This window comes from Shimazuella soli, from assembly GCF_022511585.1.
In the GTDB taxonomy this organism is placed as follows: domain Bacteria; phylum Bacillota; class Bacilli; order Thermoactinomycetales; family Thermoactinomycetaceae; genus Shimazuella; species Shimazuella soli.
This window is the reverse complement of record NZ_JAKWBN010000001.1, coordinates 1-20,480: the sequence shown is the minus strand read 5'-3', so window position 1 is coordinate 20,480 and position 20,480 is coordinate 1. Positions and strand designations below refer to the sequence as shown.

Below are 20,480 nucleotides of genomic sequence, written 5' to 3'. Positions count from 1 at the left end.
AAATGATCCCTACTTTTTCAAACGCAATACCAACGAATCAGCTGCTTCCATGATAACCTCTGGCAAAGTAGGATGCGCATGAATGGTGAGGCTTAAATCTTCTGCAAGGGCTCCCATCTCAATAGCAAATGCAGCTTCTGCGATCAAGGAAGATGCTTCTGGGCCGACGATTTGTACACCTAGAAGAAGTCCGCTATCTTTGTCTGCTACGACTTGTGCGAATCCTTCGGATTGGTTCATGGACAATGCGCGTCCATTTGTTGCAAAGGAGTAACGGGTTGCAACTGGGTTATAACCCTCTTCTTTTGCCTGTGCTTCGGTAAGACCAGTGTATGCGATCTCTGGGTCACTAAAGATTACAAATGGCATCGCTTGGTAATCAATCACACTTTTTTCTCCTGCAATCACTTCAGCTGCTACTTTTCCTTCGTAACTTGCTTTGTGTGCAAGAAGTGCTCCACCTGCACAGTCACCGATTGCATAAATATGTTCCACGCTGGTGCGGCATTGATCATCTATTTTAATAAAACCACGCTCATCTAGTTCTACACCGATATTTTCTAAACCGATGTCATCGGTATTTGGTTTACGCCCAACAGCTACAAGGCAGTAATCTGCGGTAAACTCTTTTTCTTCTCCACCTACCTGAGCTTTGACAACAACTTCTTTCCCTTTGTTCTCTCCACCTTGAACCATAGCTTCGGTGATGACTTCCACACCAAGTTTTTTCAATTTACGAGAGACAATCCGGGTTAGTTTGTCATCTGTACCAGGCAGTAAGGATTTTGTTCCTTCTAGGATGGTAACTTTCGCACCTAGTTTTGCATAAGCGGTTCCTAGTTCAAGACCGATATATCCACCGCCTACCACTACCAATCTTTCAGGAACTTCTTGCAGGTTTAATGCTTCGGTAGAAGATAGGATACGCTTTCCATCAAAAGGCAAGATTTTTAGTTCAAATGGACGGGAACCTGTAGCGATGATGATGTCTTGGAATTTATAGGTTTGGCTGGTAGTTTCACCCACTACTCGAACAGCATCTTTAGCATTGAAAAAGACATCGCCTTTTACTACTTCTACTTTGTTGCCTTTCATCAATTGGCCGACGCCGCCTGTAAGCTTTTGTACCACACCATTTTTCCAATCCATCAGCTTTTGCATATTGACGGCAACTTCACCTTTTACTTCCAAACCAATCTCTTCTGCTTCTTTCATTTGGGTAAAACGCTCTGCCGCAGTAATGATTGCTTTACTTGGAATACATCCTCGGTTGAGACAAACTCCACCGAGCTCATCTTTATCTACTATAGTAACACTACGACCTAGCTGTGCTGCTCGCGCAGCAGCAACGTATCCACCAGGGCCTGCTCCAATAACGAGTACATCTACTTCTTGTGCTAAGTCTCCAACTACCATTTATCTCATCTCCATCATCAATAGGTTGGGGCTCTCAATGAGGCGTTTTACTTGGCTGAGGAAACGAGCAGCCACATCTCCATCAACTAAGCGATGATCCACTGTAAGGGACAAGTACAACTGTGGACGAGCTACAATTTCACCTTCGTACACAACGGGCTTTTCTTTAATCGTACCTACACCAAGTATCGCCACCTCAGGGTGATTGATAATCGGTGTAAAGTGCTGGGAACCATATCCGCCAATATTGGAAATGGTAAAGGTGCTGCCTTTTAACTCGGACGCTTCTAACTTCATATCACGTCCACGGACTGCTTTATCGGTGATCTCATCTGCGAGATCGAAGATAGATTTGCGATCTGCGTCTCTTAAAACTGGCACCATCAAACCATTATCGGTAGCAGTTGCCATACCGATGTGGTAGTAATTTTTCAACACAATTTCTTGCTTCTCATCATCAATCGAAGCATTTAAAGTTGGGAATTGACGAAGAGCAGCGATCACAGCTTTCATGATAAATGGCAAATAGGTAAGTTTCGTGCCGCGCTCCTGTGCAACCGGTTTTGCCCATTTGCGAATGGCTACTAATTCCGTAGCATCTGCTTCATCCATAATGGTTACGTGTGCAGCAGTATGCTTGCTTTCTACCATACGTTTGGCAATGGTCCGGCGGATTCCACGTAATGGAAGACGTTCTTCTGAACCGGTCTCTACTGGTGCAGCTGTAGGAGTTGAACTTGGTGTTTTTTCTGTCAGAAGTTTCACTTCATCTGCTTCCGCAGCTTTCGCTTCTCCACCTTCGGCAAATTTTCGCACATCGTCGGCGGTAATTCTTCCATTTTCACCAGTAGCCGTTACTTGATGGATATCCACACCAAGTTCACGAGCTAACTTACGAGTTGATGGCATTGCTAATACTTTTTGTTTCTTATCACTAACCGGCTTGCTTTCTGCTTTTGCAGCAGGTTTTTCTTCTTTTACTGGCTCTTCTACTTTTGCTGGTTCTTCTGGTGCTGCTTCCTCTTCTACTTGATCATGAACTTCGCCTTCAGCGTCAATAACAGCAATAACTGAGTCTACGAGAGCGACTTCCCCTTCTTCTACCTTCACTTCTTTGACAGTTCCAGTTACGGGAGAAGGAATCTCTACAACTGCTTTATCTGTTTGTATTTCAGCAAATGGGGCAAACTCTTCGATTTTATCCCCTGGTTTTACAAATAGCTTTACAATTTCACCTTCGTGGATACCTTCACCCACATCAGGCAGTTTAAATTGATAGGCTGCCATATGTAAGTCCTCCAATCATCTTAAAAGCTCTTAAGAGACGGTGGTGATCCCACCGCCTTACCTTAGTAAGACATCACTTTTTGTATCGCTTTTTGCACGCGTGCCGGACTTGGAATCCACTCTTCTTCAATCAATGGGAAACCAAGAACGGTACTTGGTCCGGTAACTCGAAGTACAGGAGCTTCTAGATGAAAAATAGCTTTTTCATTAATTTGAGCAATTAGCTCTCCAGCAATACCTGCTTGCTTGGGTGCTTCTTGGACAACAATAGCACGGTTTGTCTTTTCAATGGACTGGACAACTGTATCCATATCCAATGGACTTAATGTACGAAGGTCGATCACTTCTACACTCACGCCTTCTTTTTCTGCTGCTTCTGCTGCTTTTAAAGAAGTGTGAACCATTGCTCCATAAGTAAAGATACTGACATCTTTACCTTCTCTTACTACATTCGCTTTGCCAATCGGTACGGTGTACTCTCCTTCTGGCACCTCACCCTTTACAGAGAAATACAATTTTAGATGTTCCATAAAGAATACAGGATCATTATCTCGAATAGAAGAGATCAGCAGTCCTTTTGCATCATATGGATTGGAAGGACAAACTACTTTGATCCCTGGAGTTTGGGTGATTAGTCCTTCTAAACTATCACTATGTAACTCTGGAGATTTAACACCTGCACCAAAAGGTGCACGAAATGTTACAGGGCAGTTATACCGGCCGCCAGAACGATAACGCAAGCGAGGAGCTTGGACCAAAATAGAATCCATTGCTTCAAAAATAAATCCGATAAATTGAATCTCTGCAATAGGACGGAAACCTTGTGAGCCGAGTCCTACTGCAAGTCCACCAATCCCAGATTCTGCAAGTGGTGTATCAAAAACACGGTCGACCCCAAACTCTTTTTGTAAGTTTTCTGTAGCACGGAATACTCCACCGTTTACCCCTACATCTTCCCCAAAAATAAGGGTATTTTCATCTTTGGATAATTCTACTCGCAGCGCATCATTGATTGCTTTTACCATTGTTAATTGTGCCATGTTCTTATCCTCCTAGTCTGCATACTCCGCTTTTTGTTCTTCCAGATGGGGAGGAGTCGTTTCGTACATGCTATCGATCAAATCGACGATTTTCATTTTTGGATATTGGTCTGCTTTTTTGATCTCTGCAGTCACCGTATTTTTTGCTTCTTCGATGACCCCTGTTTCCATCTCTTCTGTCCAAAGTTTTTTGCCTTCCAGATATGCACGGAAACGGGTTAGCGGTTCTTTTTGTTCCCATTCGGTAGGTTCTTCTTTGGTACGATATCTCGTTGGATCGTCTCCGGACATGGAGTGAGGTCCAATTCGATAATTCAATGCTTCGATCAGAGTTGGCCCTTCGCCATTTGCAGCACGTTCTTTTGCTTTCGAAACAGCTTGATAAACAGCTAGTACATCCATTCCATCTACTTGTATAGAAGGAATCCCAGCAGCTATTCCTTTTTGCGCAAGAGAAGCGGCAGCAGTTTGTTTGGTTACAGGTGTGGAAATCGCATAGCGATTGTTTTGAACAACAAAGACAACAGGCAGTTTATAAACACCTGCAAAGTTCATTGCTTCATAAAAATCACCTTGTGAACTACCACCATCACCGGTATATGTAATTACGATGTTTTTGGTATTTCGTTTCTTGAGAGCCATCGCTACACCAGAGGCTTGGACATATTGTGCACCAATAATAATTTGCGGCAAAAGTACATTTACCCCTTCAGGGATTTGTCCACCATGCTGATGTCCACGAGACCAGAGAAACGCTTGATACATAGGATATCCATGAAAATGAAGCTGAGGAATATCGCGATATCCTGGCAAGATAAAATCTTCTTTGTCTAGTGCATATTGGCTACCGATCATGGTAGCTTCTTGACCAGCAACTGGTGCATAAAATCCTAGACGACCTTGACGGGCAAGTCCGGTAGCGCGCTGATCCCAAACACGAGTAAATACCATGCGTTTCATCAATTCTTGCAGCTGTTCGTCACTGAGACCCGGGACTTCATCTTCATTGACGATCTTACCTTCAGGTGAAAGCACGGAAAAAGTTGTAATCGGTGCAACTTTAATTTCCGATTCCAGTAAACTCTGGGCTTTCTGTTTGGTTCTAGCCATGAAAGATCACCTCGAAAAAAATATCGACAAAATAAGTATGATTCAAAAACAAACGATCTGGAGTTTCCTCGGTAGTTTAACGGTTAAAATAAATCAAAGCTATGTATCCTGACGAACTACTTGTTTTCACTCCTGTCTATCATACCGTAAGCCCGCTCCTTCTTCAAAGGCATGAAAAAAGAATACATATGTAACGCACCATATGCCCATACGAAAACATGAGTTTATCAGTAGCATTAGCCTAACAAACTGTCACTATACCAATTATACCTCCAAATAGCTGGAAACTCGAAAAATAGATAACATAAAAAGAATACCCTCTATAACTCTACTGCTTTCCTCTGAAAGAAACAATACATAAAAGAATAGTATTTCAATAGGCTGAACGAAACATATGTAAGCAGGACTTTTTCAGGGAATCCTTGATTTTAAAAGCAAAAACTCGCTTGGATAGCACTTACATTTTTTTGACAAAGTAATATCTTGGTAGTATTTACCATTATGATTCCGATCAAATGCACCTTGTGATAAAATAGAGCTATTTGATAAAAAAGTTGGGACACACAAAAAAGTTCTCACTCTATAGATCGAAATTTGAATTTCGAACGCGATAAAACCTCCCTCTTTTAAAATTAAATGCATTTTTATTTTAACATATTTACACAGGAAGTCTCTCCCTTCTATTTAGTGATAGAAAACAAGTTCATCAGTCAAAAGGATGATTATTTATGATGTTTCAAAATAAAAATACACCCTTACTATGGGGGGATAAACGTTACCATACATGGAACTACCATTTGCGCCAAGTGCACGGGCAGAAAATATGCAAGATTCCTTTAGACGGCGGATTTACATGCCCAAATCGCAATGGAGAGGTAGCCGTAGGGGGATGCACGTTTTGCAGTGCTCGTGGCTCTGGTGATTTTGCAGGTTATCGGCGGGATGATCTTGTAAAACAGTTTGCAGCAGGAAAGAAAATGATGCAGGAAAAATGGCCGCAAGCCAAATACCTCGGTTACTTTCAGGCATTTAGCAATACGTATGCTCCAGTAGAAGAGTTAAAAGAAAAGTACGAGGCCATCTTGGAACAAGAAGATGTTATCGGTTTATCGATTGCTACACGCCCTGACTGCCTTCCAGATGATGTCGTAGAATACTTGGCTGAATTAAACGAACGCACATATCTCTGGGTAGAGCTGGGACTGCAAACGATCCATGAACACACTTCCAATTTAATCAACCGAGCACATGATTCCCAGTGTTTTATAGACGGCGTTGCCAAACTGCGAAAACATGGTATTCGTACTTGTGCGCATATCATTCATGGATTACCAGGTGAAACACCTGATGAGATGCTGGAAACCGTGAAGGCATGTGCCAATATGGATATTCAGGGGATCAAAATCCACCTCTTGCACCTTCTACGCAATACACCTATGGTCAAACAATATGAAGCAGGGCTCTTAGAGTTTTTGGATAAAGATACGTATGTGAACCTAGTATGTGATTCACTAGAACTGCTGCCGCCTGATGTCATTATTCATCGGATCACAGGTGATGGACCCCCAGAAATCATGATGGGACCGATGTGGAGCACCAAAAAATGGGAAGTATTAAATGCGATTGATAAGGAGATGGCAAGACGGGGATCTTGGCAAGGAAAGTATGCCAAAGGGAGAAACGAAAAAGAAATCATCCGAACAGCATGAGTTTAGTATGTAAAATCCATAAATAGGAAAATGAAACCAAAAAATATGTATCATTCCTCCATGAGATGACCTTGCCCACCTTCATTCGAAGGAGGGGCGTTTTTATGTCTCCAGCCAAGGGCTTACTTACACGAGCTGATCTATATAGAATATACCAGCTCACCACAAATGCAACCTTGATCGGCACTTGCATTTACTCTTGAGTCAACCATCGTTTTGATCGAAACAGACGTTCAAACGCAAAAAAACACAGCAGGGCTGGAATCAAAAGCAAAGCATAGGAGGAAGTAATTCCTGCCAATTGTCTAACTGTCCCCCAAAAAATAGAAGAGAAAGCGGCTCCTCCATAATCAACCAGTGAATGCATAGAAGCACTTCTGCCAGTATTGGGTCTTTTTACCGTAAGAATGATATTTATCCCCATCTGAGCAAGACCAATACTCAACCCAACGAACACCAGAATATACCATGTCGGCCATATCAAACAAAGCACAGCTATTACAACCAAACTCATCAAACTTCTGATGACCAATTTGTCTCCCCATTTTTTGACCATATAAGGAACAATGATTCCTGCTAATCCAGCCGCGATATTCATCGCAGCTCGAACCGGTGATCCCAAGTTTACTCCTGCATCCACAATGATGAAAGTATTCACCACTCCTTGGATGATGGAAACTCCAATGGCTGGCAACACCAATTTCAAAATATCCCAGTCCCAAACACTGAAATTTTCTATGTTTTTCTTTTCAGTCTTGATTTGAACAGGTTGTTTATTAAGTACAACCTCCAACAAGCCGATAAAAGTAATGATAGCACCTAGCCACTTCCACAAAACCATATTATGAGTTACTAAAATAGGACCCAGCCAAGCAAAAGTGGCACTAGCAGCATAACTCCATATATTTAACTTTCCTAGTCCTTTGATCTGCTCTTCTTGATTTTGGGATAGAATTGCGCGAGCCCGCATTCCACATGCTACAATGCCTATAGCACAGACGAAATCACGGACGCTCTGAAGAATCATCATTTCTATCCATTCCTGAGCATAAGCTGTCCATACTGCGTTGACAAGCATAATGCCAAGGCTGGCACCTTGTACTTTACGGATTCCAAAGCGATCTAACAATGGTCCAGAAGAAAGACCACCAACCAAAGTGGCCCCAATGGTTACTCCCATCACAAGACCAAGTACAGAAAGATAACCCATTTTCTGAAACCAAGCAGGCATTGATGCTGAGTATGCATCCAAATTGTAAACGATTGCTGTTTCGGTGCACATTAGTAGGATGATTTGCGCACTCCAAAATCCCCTTTGATGCATATAATTTCCTTTCTAAATTTAATGAAATGTCTTTTTGCGATTCAGGAGATGGTAAGACACAAACAGACAAAAAAAAGCATCCCATTTGGTCGGGATACTTTTAAAATAAAAAGAGAAAAAACCGATATTAACGGTTTTTCTTCTGCTTTGCAGCTAAAGCACTGAGGCGCTCCTCGCTACTCTTCATCCACTTTTTCATCATATCTTCAAAATCGGTAGGATTATTGTTGTTGTTTCTCCGGGATCCACCACGGCGGTCTCCTCCGCCACGTTTGTTGTCGCGCGCTGGCCGATCGTCACTTAATGCTTTGATCGAAAGGGAGATTTTTCCGGATGGGTCTATCGATAGCACCTTTGCTTTTACGCTTAGTCCTACTTGGAGAACATCTTCAACTTTTTCTACATATTTACTAGAGATTTGGGAAATATGCACCAAGCCTGTTTCCCCCGACTCTAATTTAACAAAGGCACCAAAGGGTTTTGTAGAGATTACCTCTCCCGTTACGACGGCCCCTTCCTTTAACTCACTCATTATAACACTCCCGATAGGATAATCAGTTCTGTAAGAAGATATCATTATTTTTATTCCTTGTCAATGGGCGTTTATGACTCTTTACAATCGATTTTCTTATTCTAACACCAATTTTCATATTCATGTAAACCCAGGTATAATATTATTTAAATATTCAATAATATTCTAACTATATTTTGCCCTGTTTAACAAAGAAGTGAATTTTGTTATACTAGGTCGAATGCATTCATACATGATAAATATTTAAAAACAAAGGAATGAGGTTGCTCGATGGATATGGTTCTTGGGAAAGCAGCTAATACCATCCCGCTTCAAGGATTGCTGCACAAAAATCTTACCGTTGCCCAGTTAACAGAACAAGCTGTTAAACGGAAAGAAGCTGTTTTGACGGAAAACGGAGCATTACGTGCAGTAACAGGGGAGTTTACAGGGCGTTCACCACTAGACAAATATACGGTAAATAGCGAACTAGTGGCTGATAAAATGGACTTCACTACCAACCAAGCCATGGAACCCGACAAGTTTGCCAAAATCTATGAACGCTTAGAAGAATACTTAAAAGAAAAAGAACTATTTATTTTTGACGGATTTGCTGGTGCTGACAAAGACTATCGCTTACCAATCCGTGTAATCAACGAATATGCTTGGCATAATTTATTTGTTCATCAATTATTTATTCGTCCTACAGAAGAAGAACTAGCAGAACATGTTCCTTCCTTTACTGTGATTTGTGTACCACATTTTGAGATCGATCCTGAAAACGATGGAACACGTTCCAAAACACTGATTGCAGTTAACTTCGAACAACGTGTCGTCATCATTGCAGGTACACATTATGCTGGGGAAATGAAAAAATCTATCTTTACTGTAATGAATTACTTATTACCAGACAAAAATGTCATGCCGATGCACTGCTCAGCAAATGTAGGAAAAGCAGGAGATGTGGCACTTTTCTTTGGTCTATCTGGAACTGGTAAAACAACACTCTCTGCTGATCCAGAGCGTGGATTAATCGGCGACGATGAACATGGTTGGTCTGAAAATGGGGTATTCAACTTTGAAGGCGGATGCTATGCGAAATGCATCGGACTTTCCGCTGAAAAAGAACCACAAATATGGAACGCTATTCGTTTTGGTACTGTACTCGAAAATGTAGTCTTAGATGATAATCGTGTACCTGTATATAACGATAATACGCTAACAGAAAATACACGTGCAGCATATCCGGTAGACTTCATTGATGGTGCAGTAATCCCTGGTGAAGCTGGTCATCCAAAAGTGATTTTATTTTTAACTGCTGATGCTTTTGGTGTACTTCCTCCTATTTCTAAACTCACACCAGAGCAAGCGATGTACCATTTCTTATCTGGCTATACCAGTAAATTAGCTGGAACAGAGCGAGGTGTAACAGAGCCAGAAGCTACCTTCTCCACCTGTTTCGGTGCTCCTTTCTTACCAAGACCTGCTCATGTCTATGCGGACTTACTAGGAAAGAAAATCGCAGAACATCAAACACAAGTATACCTTGTGAATACAGGCTGGACCGGCGGTGCTTATGGTGTCGGTAAAAGGATGAATCTTAAATACACCCGTGCTATGGTCACAGCAGCTCTAAATGGAGAGCTCAACAAAGTAGGGTACATCCATGATCCTGTTTTCCAATTCGCGGTACCAACCCGCTGCCCTGGTGTTCCAGCGGAACTGCTAAATCCGCGTAACACTTGGAGTGATCATGAAGCGTATGATGAGCAAGCGAAAGCACTAGCTGCGCGGTTCCAGAAAAACTTTACGAAGTTCTCTGATGTTGACGAGAAGATTTTTGCTGCTGGACCGAAGTTATAAACTTTATAAAAATACGACTCCATTCGATGAGAAGGAGTCGTATTTTTATTCATCTATTGAAAATAAGTTATAGTCTCCGGATCACCAATCCTTTTTTCATCGGACTGGTGATCCACTTCTCACCCCTCATACATGGATGAAGGGAGGGAAGTACTAGCAGGAGGCGTGGAAGTACGATGCCAGTGTCACATTGTAGACATTCTTGATCCTCAGATCCACCAATTCACTCGTGTCCTTCTCCAGAATCGGGCTCTTTTCGAGGCAGTATTTCTTGACTTCCTCGAAGATGTCTCCAGAGGGACAGAGATCATGGATAGACAGCGGTACGATCTCTCCACTGAACCTATCTGCGAAAATTGCGAAGATCTTCGCATGTGCGTTGCCACGCAACTTACGGAGCTCGATGGTCATGACATCATCGGCCTGCTTCACTTTTCCTCCAAAACGGTTGGGACTTGCTCTATTATTATAAATCGTACATTTCGTTGGTTCTAGTTTTCCTTTACACATTTTTAGAATTAACAGAAATAAAAAAAGCCCTCGAGGGGCTAAAAGCTATTACAAACTGCTCTCCTTTTGTTTTTCCAATTGGACTAACCGTTTACTCAGAACTCGGAGGCGGTTCTTCAGTTCATTGGCCCAAGATTGGTCGGGTTTCGAGATGAGCAGAAGATCGAGAGATAAATCAATCTGTTCTCTTAATACTGCCTCTACATCATCTTCCTGGAAGCTAAAACAGGATTCCTTCCAAGTAGCCATAAGTTCGGGGTCGACTTGTTCGTAGAGGGACGTTTCTTTCACACGATCTTCTAAAGCATACTCTAGCACCAAATCAAACTGCTCTTTGGCTGCTGGGTGAACCTCGACATTGTGGCATACAGGACAAAATAGCAACGGTACCTGATGAACCTTCACTGATTTTTGTTTCAGTGATCCAACCATCCCAATCATGCTAGCTCCACAACAGTAGATCATGTATATTCCCTCCTTACCCCTCATTGATCGAGAAAGATCAAAAAAGGTCTGAAGAACTTGTTTGTTACTAATATTTTACCACAAAATTTTGTTTATCAAACCAAAAAATAATAGCTAGAAGACCTTATTTTCTTAAATTTTGGCCTCTAGCTATTAAAATCTTGCTTTTTTCTGGTTATTTTCTTACTAACACCAACCCATGTCACAGTTTTTAGCATACTGATCTTCAAAAGCATACGTACCTACTGCATAAACATGGGACTGATCCAATTCAAAACCATCATACATGGTCATACCTTGATCTTGTACAGGCAACTCACCGATTGGTTGATGATTATGATACAAGATCAACTTTCCGTCTTCCAATTTTCCGGTAATTTTTCTTGTAATATTAATTCGATAATCGCTCATCGGTGAACCCCCTGTCTCTTATTCAGAGATACTTTCTTGATATTGCGCAGCAGAAAGCAAATTTGCCAATTCACTTTCATCTGCAATTTCGACCTTGATCATCCAGCCTGCTTTATATGCTTCTTGATTCACATGTTCTGGTGTATCTTCCAGCTCGCCATTTACTGCGATTACTTTTCCAGAAATCGGAGCATACAGTTCAGAGACCGTTTTCACGGATTCTACACTACCAAACACGTCACCAGTTTGGATATCAGAACCTTCTTCCGGCAATTCGACAAATACGATATCCCCTAGTTCGGATTGGGCGAAATCAGTAATCCCGATAATAGCAGTATTACCTTCTACTCTCACCCATTCATGTTCTTCTGTGTAACGAAGTTCGTCTGGTAGATTCATGTAGTTGCCTCCTCTGTTTGCAATACTCTCTCTAATGGTTTTTTGAGCATGGAAAGTGCTTTCTCACCAGCTGATCGATGGCGAAGTAGTCCTTCTCTATCGAACAAATAAAAGGCAGGAACAAACTCATTTTGAAAAGCATCTACAACATTATGCTCATTATCGATTCCTTGGGAATGTTTTAATTCATATTTTGCAATTGTTTCTTTTACAGCATCGATGTCTGTATCTTTTTGGGAACGTGGCATATGAATACCAACAATCTGCAAGTCTGGATATTCTTCACGCATCTTATTAATCGCTGGCAGACTTTCCTTGCACATCCCACAACTGATCGACCAGAAGTGAACAAGCACAGGTTTGGAAGCAAGGTCATTCTTGTTAACTTCTCCATTAACCCATTCTGTTATACCAGTAATTTCTGGCATTTCCGTACGTAAACGCATCGGCATAATCGGCTTCCTCCTTTGTTTAAAATAAAGACTTAGCGACCCCTGCAACAGGAGCCGCAAAAGTCTAACTTATAGGTTATCTTGCCCAGGTTTCCAGTCAGCTCCACAAAGCCCACCTGTTTGTAATGCTTCGAGCACACGTAATGTCTCATCTACACTACGCCCAATATTGTTATCTGTTACAACTTGGTAACGAACAATACCTTCTGGATCAATGATGAAGAGTCCACGGAGGGCAATTCCTTCATCTTCTAAAAGAACTCCATAGTCTCTGCTAACTTTATGAGTTGTATCGGCTCCAAGTGGATATTTGATGTCACCTAGACCGTTATCATCGCGAGATGTATGTATCCATGCACGGTGTGAGAATTTGCTATCTGTACTTACTCCAAGAATATCGCAATCCAAATCTGTAAATTCTTCATATCGATCACTCAAAGCAGTAATCTCTGTAGGACATACAAATGTAAAGTCTAGTGGATAGAAAAATAAAACCAACCATCTACCTTCATAATCTGCAAGGGAAACTTTTTCATCCAAAGTTTCTAGATTTTTGGTACTTTCTAATTCAAAAGCTGGTGCTGGTAATCCTACTAAACGTGATGCCATTGCTTAATTCCTCCTAAAAAATAAAAGCTATTTTTCCTAATATATCCATATTGGTCTTTGGGAATCCAAAAATAAGATAACATATTTTTTTATTGATAGTCAATCCTAAATAAAACTTACTATAATTTGAAAAATATTCTCAGGTAGTAGGATTATTTGGTTTAAATTCGAGAAAAATTCACTAAAATGAAAGGAATGTGAAGTTGATCACTCAAGCTGAGCTATTAAACATCGCTGCAAGAAAGAAAGCAAAATCTATGAGAGCGTTCTTTAAATTCAAAAAAGGGCCTGCTTTATCAAAAGCATTTCTTAACAGGAAAAACCCTCAAAACTAGTAAAATTTTTCGTTCTTTATGTCGTATTTTCATGTATCATAGAAGAAGAAATTTATTTTTTTTATTCGAGGAGGAACAACTGTATATGTCAGAAATGTTTGATGTTGTAGAGTCTGTCCAAGGTGCAGCAGCTCGATTTGATATCTTACGCTACAAACCTCTACAAGTTGCTAGCTTGTACAATGCCCAAAAAGCAGGAGCACGTCTTCATCAAGTACGCGTTACCCTTCAAAACGGTAGCGTGATTACCGAAGCTGGCGCACTATCCTTTGCAAAAGGGCATATTACCGCAGATAACTCCATTGGCGGTGGAAAAGGTGCAGCTGGCTTATTGAAAAATCTCGCTAGTTCTGTACTCACCCAAGAATCCACTTTTAAACCAAGCTATACTGGTTCTGGTGAAGTATACTTGGAGCCAAGTTTTGATCACTTTCTTCTATATCAATTGAATAACGAAGAAATCATTGTCGACAAAGGTATGTTTGTAGCTTGTGAAAGCTCTGTAACTGTAGGAGTGGCAGCACAAAAATCGATTTCTGCAGCGCTAAAAGGTGGAGAAGGGCTGTTTCAAACAAGTTTAAAAGGTTACGGTCTAGTTGTCCTCTTAAGCCCTGTTCCTGCTCATGAAATCATGAAACTGCAACTGAATAACGAACGTCTCCAAGTGGATGGTAATTTTGCTATCCTTCGTAACGGAAACATCAGCTTTACAGTAGAGCGTTCAGCAAAATCGATCGTTGGATCTATGACAAGTGGAGAGGGCTACTTGCAAACATTTACTGGTACTGGAACTGTTTGGGTAGCACCTACCTACTCGATCTATCATCCACCAGTTGTCCCTCAAAGGCCATAAGGAACATCCCCAAACAGCCAGCAAACAGCTGGTTGTTTTTATTTCGATTTCAAATAAACATTGCCTTACATTTTCCATATTTGACAAAAGCAAAAACTATATTCCCAAATAATATTTTATTTGTTAGACTATTCGAGTGTCTTTTTCACCATAACTTTACCACCCAATATACTACAATCGAAAAAAAGTATTCATAATCTTATTGGAAATACGCATATTTCGATTACTAAAATATCAATTTGGCTTGATTTTATGTCTAAATTGTTAATGTTAAGCAAAAATGGCAAATTTTTTTGCACATGGAGAAGGAGATACTCGAGTAAATAAAAAATATATATAAGCATAACAAGGAGGTAAGATTTAAATGTTAAAATCTGTTAAGCGTTATTCTGCACTAGCTCTTGTAGCTGCATCTGCTTTTGCTGTTCTTCCATCCGTAACTAATGCAACCGTGGTGAAACAGGATGTTGAACTAAAAGTTTTAGGTGAAGCAAATGTATTAAATCTTGTAAAAGTGGGCGGAGAATGTGACAAAATTTATGTTAAACTTCGTACCAAAGAACTAAACCATATCGTTGACGTAAGCAAATTAAAAGTTTCTCTTAAATATGACGTATACTTTGATCTACACAAAGATGCATTAAAAGGTAAAGTTGTAGGTACTGGTGAAGTTAACACCAAGCAAAATGGTGACTTCTACGAAATCGTTTATGATCCTACTGCTAATCCAAACGGACCTGCTGGTAACTATGCATTGAAAGTTTACCTAGTTATCGGTAAACATCAATCCAAAATCCCAGTGATCGTTCGCGTGAAAATCAACGAACCATGCAAAGGTGACAACAACGGTGGCGCTAACAATGGCGGTCACAACAACGGCGGTACTGACAATGGCGGTGCTAATGCTGGTAATGCTGGTAACGCTGGTAATGCTGGTAATGCTGGTAACGCTGGTAATGCTGGTAACGCTGGTAATGCTGGTAATGCTGGTACTGTTAATGGCGGTTCTGATGCTGGTAATGGTAGTGCTAATGCTGGTACAAACGCTGGTACAAATGCTGGTACAAATGCTGGTACAAATGCTGGTGCTAATGCTGGTGCAAAAAATGCTGGTGCAAAAAATGGTGGTAAACTACCAAAAACCGCTAACGACTTCGCTAACTCTGTAGCTACTGGTGCAGCAATTGCTTTAGCTGGTACAGCACTTCTTGCTTATCGTCGTCGTGAAACAAACTAGTTCATACATAAAAAAAGCTACGATATCGTAGCTTTTTTTATGTCCACTTTTCTTTCCATTCTTCTTCCTTAAATCCGACAGTCACCGACTTTCCATCTGTTAAAATAGGCCGCTTCACCAACATTCCATCCGAAGCTAACAGCTCCAATTTCTCTTCATCTGTCATATTCGGCAAACGTTTTGATAAGTCTAATTTACGATACACTTGCCCGCTTGTGTTAAAAAATTTCTGGATAGGTAAGTCGCTAATAGTGATGAATTCCCTTAATTCTTCTACTGTTGGAGGCTTTTCTACGATATGTCGTTCTTCATAAGAAATCCCTTGATCATTCAAAAACTTTTTTGCCTTTCGGCATGTACCGCATTTTGGATATTGAAAAAAAGTTAACATTCTTCATCTTCTCCCACTATCTGAGCTCTTGGTTCCTTTTATATGGAATATCGGTTTGTCCTGCTCTTACATTTGCGACTCTAGCCAAAACAAAGAAAAAATCCGATAAACGGTTGAGATAACGACGAATTTCTTCATTTGTTTCTTCCGTTGAACATAGCGTAACTACTCTTCTTTCTGCTCTTCTTGCAACAACTCTACAAAGATGAAAAGCAGTTGACTGAGCTGTTCCCCCAGGTACAATAAAGTTGGCAAGCTCAGAACACTCTTTGTCATACTGGTCGATTAAGTATTCTAAGTCATCTACCATTTTAGCCTTTACAAGATAAGTTCGATTTTTCCCAACTTGCGCTAAATCTCCTCCAGCATCAAATAACTGATGTTGTATAATCGTCAAATTTTTTCTCATATCCGTATAAATGTCTTCTTGTAACCTCACAATAGCTTCCCCAATGAACGCATTTAACTCATCGACCGTACCATATGCTTCCACTCGTAAATTATCTTTGCGTCTTCTTTCCCCTATTAACCCTGTTTCTCCTTGATCACCTGTACGGGTATAAATTTTCATTCAGACTCTCCTTTCAGTAAAATTTGTGGTACTTTCTTTAATGGATGTTTTAAGATAATTGGCTCAATGCCATAAGTTTGTTTTACATTGTCTAAAGTAAGAATCTCTGTTACCTCTCCTGCATCGATTAATTTACCGTCTCGTAGTAATAAACAACGATCACTATATAGACTAGCTAAATTCAAATCATGTAAAACAGAAATAATGGTGGTTTTGTTCCTTTTTTGCCACTTCTTCAGAAGGTCAAAAAATGCAAGTTGATAATACACATCTAAATAAGTCGTTGGTTCATCAAGCAGTAAAATTTCAGGCTGTTGTGCTAACGCTAATGCCATGGAAACTCTTTGCCGTTCTCCTCCACTTAACTGACTCATCTGACGGTGACGCAAAGAAATAGTTTCCGTGAATACCATCGCCTCTTCTACTACTTGCATATCCTGTTTTTGTAACCACGGTAAACGAGATGTTTGATGCGGATAACGACCCATTTGAACAATCTCTTCCACCGTATTCGGCATATCCGGCAGTGCTTCCTGCGTTAAAAAAGCGATGATTTTTGCTTTATCTTTTCCTGCATATTGATAAATATCTTTCCCTTTTATTTCAATCTTACCAGAGTCAATTTTACTACTCCCTGCTAGGCAAGATAATAATGTACTTTTCCCACTGCCATTTGGCCCCAAAATACTAACCCATTCATTTGACTCTACCAGTATATCAATACTATCTAAAACTATTTGCGATCCAAAAATCTTCGATATCTCTTTTGCATGAATAATCATTATGATCACCTTAATGTGGAAGCTGTAGTTTTTTTCAACAGGATTGCAAAAATTGGCGCTCCCAAACAAGCTGTTACAACCCCAACTGGGATTTCTCGAGGTTCAAATAATACACGAGATAAAGCATCACTTCCGACCAAAAATATAGCACCAACTAAAAATGAGTAAGGCAGCAGATAACGATGATCCGAAGTACGAATTAAAATTCTCACAAAATGGGGAATAATCAACCCTACAAAACCAATCATACCAGAGACGGATACAGCAATAGATGTAATCAGAGATGCAATAATCAAAAGAATAAGACGTGTCCGATATACAGATACGCCAATATGGGTAGCAGGTCGTGTACCTAGTAAAAAAATATTCAACTCCGTGCTCTTAAGCCATACAACAATACTTCCCATACAACTTACCGGAAGCACAAAGAGTACATAATCCCAGTCACGAAGGGTGAAACTGCCCATCAACCAAAATTGTATTCTAGCTAATTCTGTTTGGGATATGGAAAGCAAAAATGTGAGAATAGCAGCAAAGAAAGCATTTACGACTACTCCTGACAAGAGCAATGATTGAACTTGGACATGTGAACCTGATAATAACAAAACACAAGCTAGAGCGAGTACAGCACCTATGAAAGAAAAAATTGGGATTTGCCACTCCTGAAGCAATGTGGCACCAAAACCTCCTGTAATAGCAATAACAGCACCCACAGCTGATCCAGAGGATACCCCCAGAATATAGGGATCAGCTAAGGGATTTCGCAATAATGATTGGTAAATGACTCCTGCCAATGCCAAAGAACCCCCTACTAGTGCTGCAATACACACCCGTGGAAACCGAATCTTCCAGATAATTGCATTAATAGCAGGATCGTTGTTTCCAAAAGCAAAAATGGTTTTCCATACTGCTACTAACGGAATAGAAGAACTCCCTACTGACAACGCAATACTCAATGTTAGAAAAAGAGTGAGGAGAAAAAATCCTCCCCACCCCATTTTGCGAAAGCTCTTCATTTATTTTACCTGACCTGGATAGAACGTTTTGGCAAGTTGGTGCAGCGCTTCAATGATTCTAGGACCTGGTCTGGAAACGATATCCGGATCGATTGCAGTAATTTTTTTCTCTTTTACTGCATTTATGGTATTCCATCCTGCCCGGTTACGAATAGTTGAAGTATCTCCATACATGGAAACAATCACATCTGGATTCCATGTCACTACCTGTTCTGACGACACTTGAGGCCAGCCATTTAAATTTTTCGCTACATTATCTCCTCCAGCAATCGTAACTAATTCATTTAACAATGTGCCTTTTCCAGCAGTATATAGGGATGGATCAGACTCTAGCCATACTTTTACAGGTCTGTCTTTTTTCGCTTTCGCTACTTCTCGGAATACTTGTAGTTTCTCAGCTTCCATATTCCCAATTAATTGATCTGACTGATGTAATTGATTGGTGATCTGTCCTGCTAAATCAATCGATTGATAAACCCCTTTGATCGAATTTGCATCTAAGACGAAAACCGTCAATCCCAGTTTTTTCAATTTATCAATTGTCTCTTTTCCATTCAATGCGGATGCAAAAATGATATCGGGCTTTAGTGCCACAACCTTCTCTGCATTTATCGTCATATCTCCTACTTTTGGCAGGTTTTTTACTTCTTTTGGATAATCATCATTCGTTGTTACGCCTACAACCTTTTTACCAGCACCAATAGCAAATAAAATTTCTGTATCGCTGGGAACCAAGGAGACAATACGTTCAGGAATTTTTGAAATCGTTACATCGTTTCCTGCTTGATCCTTGAGGGTTAATGGATAGTGAACATCACCAGGATCAACAGGAGAATCTTCATTCGATAGGTTTACAGATTGACAACCTAAGAGACTAAATACAAATAGCAATAAAACAAGGCCTAAAGCAAACTTTTTCATCTTTTCCTCCTCAAACTTATATGACTTTCTGGGAGGATACATGCGAAGTAGTCGCATCTCCTTTATCCCGAAGGAGAACGAAACAAAAAAAATAGGCAGGTATCCTGACTCAGGGGTCTACAGCTCCTAGTACCTTCCCATCACCATTTTTATCAATGGTTAAGCATGAATGCCTATAAATGACAGTGGTCTCTCACTAGTCGCCTCATCCATCACAGTGGCGGGACCGTGCTGGATTCACACCAGCTTCCCTTTTTTGAAATACCTATTTTTGTACTTATCGTTCACTTCATTATACCTGTTAAAAAGTGTGAACAAAAGATCACAAGAAAGAGTTACTTGCTAAAATTATCTACCACTTCATCTGTTTTTCCACTCCGTGCCTATATCGCCGAAAATGTTTTCTATGCTCCATACAGATGACAATCCCAAGGCAAACTATGGTAGCCCAAATAGCGATATGCGCCGCAAATACTAAGCCCAAAATAATAACGGCTGCTACAGCGAGATAAGTAGATAGAAAATAATACCTAGTGACTAGGAGACTAACGACAAAAACGATAATACCAAGCAAAATCAAAATCGGACTTAAAACCAACGTAGCACCTGAAGCAACCGCAAGGCTATTACATATGGGTGAGAACATAGAAGTGATGACAGCAAGTATAGACGCAAAATATGCAGCTACCCATCCACCAATCAAATAAGCTAAATAGGTGACACATATCCCTTTTCCTAAATCAAATAGCCAATAAGTGATAACAGAAATAGAATAATGACGTGGATGAAACACAATAAATTTAGAGACTGGCAAAAGTATGACAGCAATAGCCAGCAAACTAGTAAGAATAATCATGCCTGTCACATCCTGTCCTTTTTCGGCAGATAAGAGACTATAAATTTTATCTTATTTACAAAGCGAGACTTGTGCCCTTGTCTGAGGTGCAAAGAAAGACTTAATGCGTGACTTTGCGATTTAGCGCAGTAGCACGACCCGTACACTTGGTGTGCTTGTACCCAAAGCTTGGGTGCATAAGTGCAACTAAGCCTCTGTCTACGCCTTGGAAGGCAACACATCGGCAAGTTTCCTTTACAACTTTATGAGAAAAATAGGAACTTAGAACAAAAAAACAGACCAGATAAAATGATCTGAACCCAAAAAGTTAGACACGAAATTTAAGCAGCTTGCTGGGCATGAGTTCGGTATTGAACCGGACTCATGCCTTTTAGTTTTACTTTCATTCGTTTGTGGTTGTAATAGTAAATAT

At 40.4% G+C, this 20,480-nt stretch carries 23 protein-coding genes and 1 riboswitch; of the genes, 4 read left to right on the top strand and 19 right to left on the bottom strand.

What is annotated here, in order from left to right; all coding sequences use genetic code 11:
- Nucleotides 1-9 precede the first annotated feature (9 nt).
- The 4 genes from lpdA to pdhA form a co-directional block, all read right to left on the bottom strand.
- Nucleotides 10-1,416, bottom strand: coding sequence for a dihydrolipoyl dehydrogenase (gene lpdA / locus MK805_RS00115; protein ID WP_240873168.1), 1,407 nt, complete (start codon nucleotides 1,414-1,416; stop codon nucleotides 10-12).
- Nucleotides 1,417-2,703, bottom strand: coding sequence for a dihydrolipoamide acetyltransferase family protein (locus MK805_RS00110; RefSeq protein ID WP_240873167.1), 1,287 nt, complete (start codon nucleotides 2,701-2,703; stop codon nucleotides 1,417-1,419).
- A gap of 62 nt (nucleotides 2,704-2,765) precedes the next feature.
- Nucleotides 2,766-3,743, bottom strand: a complete 978-nt coding sequence (locus tag MK805_RS00105; protein WP_240873166.1) for an alpha-ketoacid dehydrogenase subunit beta — start codon at nucleotides 3,741-3,743, stop codon at nucleotides 2,766-2,768.
- Between the two features lie 12 nt (nucleotides 3,744-3,755).
- Complete coding sequence (pdhA, locus tag MK805_RS00100; RefSeq protein ID WP_240873165.1) at nucleotides 3,756-4,853, bottom strand: pyruvate dehydrogenase (acetyl-transferring) E1 component subunit alpha; 1,098 nt, start codon at nucleotides 4,851-4,853, stop codon at nucleotides 3,756-3,758.
- Between the two features lie 728 nt (nucleotides 4,854-5,581).
- Here pdhA and mnmL point away from each other — a divergent pair.
- A complete protein-coding gene (mnmL, locus tag MK805_RS00095) occupies nucleotides 5,582-6,562 on the top strand; it encodes a tRNA modification radical SAM protein MnmL/YtqA (protein WP_240873164.1) in 981 nt (326 codons plus the stop codon).
- 193 nt (nucleotides 6,563-6,755) lie between these two features.
- On the opposite strand, the gene MK805_RS00090 is transcribed toward mnmL, so the two are convergent.
- Nucleotides 6,756-7,844 (bottom strand): MFS transporter, encoded by a 1,089-nt coding sequence (locus MK805_RS00090; RefSeq protein ID WP_240873163.1) that lies wholly within the window; start codon nucleotides 7,842-7,844, stop codon nucleotides 6,756-6,758.
- A gap of 169 nt (nucleotides 7,845-8,013) precedes the next feature.
- Nucleotides 8,014-8,418 (bottom strand): S1 RNA-binding domain-containing protein, encoded by a 405-nt coding sequence (locus MK805_RS00085; protein ID WP_160801283.1) that lies wholly within the window; start codon nucleotides 8,416-8,418, stop codon nucleotides 8,014-8,016.
- Nucleotides 8,419-8,688: 270 nt separating this feature from the next.
- On the opposite strand from MK805_RS00085, the gene pckA reads away from it, so the two are divergent.
- The gene (gene pckA / locus MK805_RS00080) at nucleotides 8,689-10,260 is read left to right on the top strand and encodes a phosphoenolpyruvate carboxykinase (ATP) (RefSeq protein ID WP_420833033.1); all 1,572 of its coding nucleotides are present in this window, start codon (nucleotides 8,689-8,691) and stop codon (nucleotides 10,258-10,260) included.
- A 153-nt stretch (nucleotides 10,261-10,413) separates the two neighbouring features.
- Here pckA and MK805_RS00075 read toward each other — a convergent pair whose 3' ends face one another.
- From MK805_RS00075 to MK805_RS00050, 6 genes are all read right to left on the bottom strand, one after another.
- Complete coding sequence (locus MK805_RS00075) at nucleotides 10,414-10,692, bottom strand: hypothetical protein (RefSeq protein WP_240873162.1); 279 nt, start codon at nucleotides 10,690-10,692, stop codon at nucleotides 10,414-10,416.
- 126 nt (nucleotides 10,693-10,818) lie between these two features.
- Nucleotides 10,819-11,235: a hypothetical protein gene (locus MK805_RS00070; RefSeq protein WP_240873161.1), complete on the bottom strand. Its 417-nt coding sequence runs from the start codon at nucleotides 11,233-11,235 to the stop codon at nucleotides 10,819-10,821.
- A gap of 186 nt (nucleotides 11,236-11,421) precedes the next feature.
- A complete protein-coding gene (locus MK805_RS00065) occupies nucleotides 11,422-11,646 on the bottom strand; it encodes a DUF2553 family protein (RefSeq protein WP_240873160.1) in 225 nt (74 codons plus the stop codon).
- 18 nt (nucleotides 11,647-11,664) lie between these two features.
- Nucleotides 11,665-12,045 carry a glycine cleavage system protein GcvH gene (gene gcvH / locus MK805_RS00060; RefSeq protein ID WP_240873159.1) on the bottom strand — a complete coding sequence of 127 codons (381 nt, stop codon included), beginning with the start codon at nucleotides 12,043-12,045 and terminating at the stop codon, nucleotides 11,665-11,667.
- Nucleotides 12,042-12,491 carry a TlpA family protein disulfide reductase gene (locus MK805_RS00055; protein WP_240874219.1) on the bottom strand — a complete coding sequence of 150 codons (450 nt, stop codon included), beginning with the start codon at nucleotides 12,489-12,491 and terminating at the stop codon, nucleotides 12,042-12,044. The genes gcvH and MK805_RS00055 overlap by 4 nt, the downstream gene beginning before the upstream one ends.
- Nucleotides 12,492-12,566: 75 nt before the next feature.
- Nucleotides 12,567-13,106 carry a peroxiredoxin gene (locus MK805_RS00050; RefSeq protein WP_240873158.1) on the bottom strand — a complete coding sequence of 180 codons (540 nt, stop codon included), beginning with the start codon at nucleotides 13,104-13,106 and terminating at the stop codon, nucleotides 12,567-12,569.
- 420 nt (nucleotides 13,107-13,526) lie between these two features.
- Between MK805_RS00050 and MK805_RS00045 the strand changes: the two genes are divergently transcribed.
- Both MK805_RS00045 and MK805_RS00040 read left to right on the top strand, forming a co-directional pair.
- Nucleotides 13,527-14,294 (top strand): AIM24 family protein, encoded by a 768-nt coding sequence (locus MK805_RS00045; RefSeq protein WP_240873157.1) that lies wholly within the window; start codon nucleotides 13,527-13,529, stop codon nucleotides 14,292-14,294.
- A gap of 364 nt (nucleotides 14,295-14,658) precedes the next feature.
- The gene (locus tag MK805_RS00040) at nucleotides 14,659-15,531 is read left to right on the top strand and encodes an LPXTG cell wall anchor domain-containing protein (protein WP_240873156.1); all 873 of its coding nucleotides are present in this window, start codon (nucleotides 14,659-14,661) and stop codon (nucleotides 15,529-15,531) included.
- A 37-nt stretch (nucleotides 15,532-15,568) separates the two neighbouring features.
- Here the strand turns inward: MK805_RS00040 and MK805_RS00035 are convergent, their stop codons facing one another.
- From MK805_RS00035 to MK805_RS00005, 7 genes are all read right to left on the bottom strand, one after another.
- Nucleotides 15,569-15,922, bottom strand: coding sequence for an arsenate reductase family protein (locus MK805_RS00035; RefSeq protein WP_240873155.1), 354 nt, complete (start codon nucleotides 15,920-15,922; stop codon nucleotides 15,569-15,571).
- Between the two features lie 16 nt (nucleotides 15,923-15,938).
- Nucleotides 15,939-16,493, bottom strand: coding sequence for a cob(I)yrinic acid a,c-diamide adenosyltransferase (locus MK805_RS00030; protein WP_240873154.1), 555 nt, complete (start codon nucleotides 16,491-16,493; stop codon nucleotides 15,939-15,941).
- A complete protein-coding gene (locus MK805_RS00025) occupies nucleotides 16,490-17,275 on the bottom strand; it encodes an ABC transporter ATP-binding protein (RefSeq protein ID WP_240873153.1) in 786 nt (261 codons plus the stop codon). The genes MK805_RS00030 and MK805_RS00025 overlap by 4 nt, the downstream gene beginning before the upstream one ends.
- A gap of 5 nt (nucleotides 17,276-17,280) precedes the next feature.
- The gene (locus MK805_RS00020; RefSeq protein ID WP_240873152.1) at nucleotides 17,281-18,231 is read right to left on the bottom strand and encodes a FecCD family ABC transporter permease; all 951 of its coding nucleotides are present in this window, start codon (nucleotides 18,229-18,231) and stop codon (nucleotides 17,281-17,283) included.
- A gap of 60 nt (nucleotides 18,232-18,291) precedes the next feature.
- The gene (locus tag MK805_RS00015; RefSeq protein ID WP_240873151.1) at nucleotides 18,292-19,212 is read right to left on the bottom strand and encodes an ABC transporter substrate-binding protein; all 921 of its coding nucleotides are present in this window, start codon (nucleotides 19,210-19,212) and stop codon (nucleotides 18,292-18,294) included.
- Nucleotides 19,213-19,289: 77 nt separating this feature from the next.
- Nucleotides 19,290-19,496, bottom strand: a riboswitch (cobalamin riboswitch).
- Nucleotides 19,497-19,564: 68 nt separating this feature from the next.
- On the bottom strand, nucleotides 19,565-20,068 hold the full coding sequence (locus MK805_RS00010; protein ID WP_240873150.1) for a glycerol-3-phosphate acyltransferase: 504 nt from the start codon (nucleotides 20,066-20,068) through the stop codon (nucleotides 19,565-19,567).
- Nucleotides 20,069-20,388: 320 nt separating this feature from the next.
- Nucleotides 20,389-20,480: IS3 family transposase (locus MK805_RS00005; RefSeq protein WP_240874218.1), on the bottom strand; the 92-nt coding region annotated here is incomplete at its 5' end.

What these genes read in the sequence shown, in the direction of transcription:
- lpdA (WP_240873168.1), bottom strand. Translation starts at nt 1,416, where the DNA reads ATGGTAGTTGGAGACTTAGCACAAGAAGTAGATGTACTCGTTATTGGA.
- MK805_RS00110 (WP_240873167.1), bottom strand. Translation starts at nt 2,703, where the DNA reads ATGGCAGCCTATCAATTTAAACTGCCTGATGTGGGTGAAGGTATCCAC.
- MK805_RS00105 (WP_240873166.1), bottom strand. Translation starts at nt 3,743, where the DNA reads ATGGCACAATTAACAATGGTAAAAGCAATCAATGATGCGCTGCGAGTA.
- pdhA (WP_240873165.1), bottom strand. Translation starts at nt 4,853, where the DNA reads ATGGCTAGAACCAAACAGAAAGCCCAGAGTTTACTGGAATCGGAAATT.
- mnmL (WP_240873164.1), top strand. Translation starts at nt 5,582, where the DNA reads ATGATGTTTCAAAATAAAAATACACCCTTACTATGGGGGGATAAACGT.
- MK805_RS00090 (WP_240873163.1), bottom strand. Translation starts at nt 7,844, where the DNA reads ATGTGCACCGAAACAGCAATCGTTTACAATTTGGATGCATACTCAGCA.
- MK805_RS00085 (WP_160801283.1), bottom strand. Translation starts at nt 8,418, where the DNA reads ATGAGTGAGTTAAAGGAAGGGGCCGTCGTAACGGGAGAGGTAATCTCT.
- pckA (WP_420833033.1), top strand. Translation starts at nt 8,689, where the DNA reads ATGGATATGGTTCTTGGGAAAGCAGCTAATACCATCCCGCTTCAAGGA.
- MK805_RS00070 (WP_240873161.1), bottom strand. Translation starts at nt 11,235, where the DNA reads ATGATCTACTGTTGTGGAGCTAGCATGATTGGGATGGTTGGATCACTG.
- MK805_RS00065 (WP_240873160.1), bottom strand. Translation starts at nt 11,646, where the DNA reads ATGAGCGATTATCGAATTAATATTACAAGAAAAATTACCGGAAAATTG.
- gcvH (WP_240873159.1), bottom strand. Translation starts at nt 12,045, where the DNA reads ATGAATCTACCAGACGAACTTCGTTACACAGAAGAACATGAATGGGTG.
- MK805_RS00055 (WP_240874219.1), bottom strand. Translation starts at nt 12,491, where the DNA reads ATGCGTTTACGTACGGAAATGCCAGAAATTACTGGTATAACAGAATGG.
- MK805_RS00050 (WP_240873158.1), bottom strand. Translation starts at nt 13,106, where the DNA reads ATGGCATCACGTTTAGTAGGATTACCAGCACCAGCTTTTGAATTAGAA.
- MK805_RS00045 (WP_240873157.1), top strand. Translation starts at nt 13,527, where the DNA reads ATGTCAGAAATGTTTGATGTTGTAGAGTCTGTCCAAGGTGCAGCAGCT.
- MK805_RS00040 (WP_240873156.1), top strand. Translation starts at nt 14,659, where the DNA reads ATGTTAAAATCTGTTAAGCGTTATTCTGCACTAGCTCTTGTAGCTGCA.
- MK805_RS00035 (WP_240873155.1), bottom strand. Translation starts at nt 15,922, where the DNA reads ATGTTAACTTTTTTTCAATATCCAAAATGCGGTACATGCCGAAAGGCA.
- MK805_RS00030 (WP_240873154.1), bottom strand. Translation starts at nt 16,493, where the DNA reads ATGAAAATTTATACCCGTACAGGTGATCAAGGAGAAACAGGGTTAATA.
- MK805_RS00025 (WP_240873153.1), bottom strand. Translation starts at nt 17,275, where the DNA reads ATGATTATTCATGCAAAAGAGATATCGAAGATTTTTGGATCGCAAATA.
- MK805_RS00015 (WP_240873151.1), bottom strand. Translation starts at nt 19,212, where the DNA reads ATGAAAAAGTTTGCTTTAGGCCTTGTTTTATTGCTATTTGTATTTAGT.
- MK805_RS00010 (WP_240873150.1), bottom strand. Translation starts at nt 20,068, where the DNA reads ATGATTATTCTTACTAGTTTGCTGGCTATTGCTGTCATACTTTTGCCA.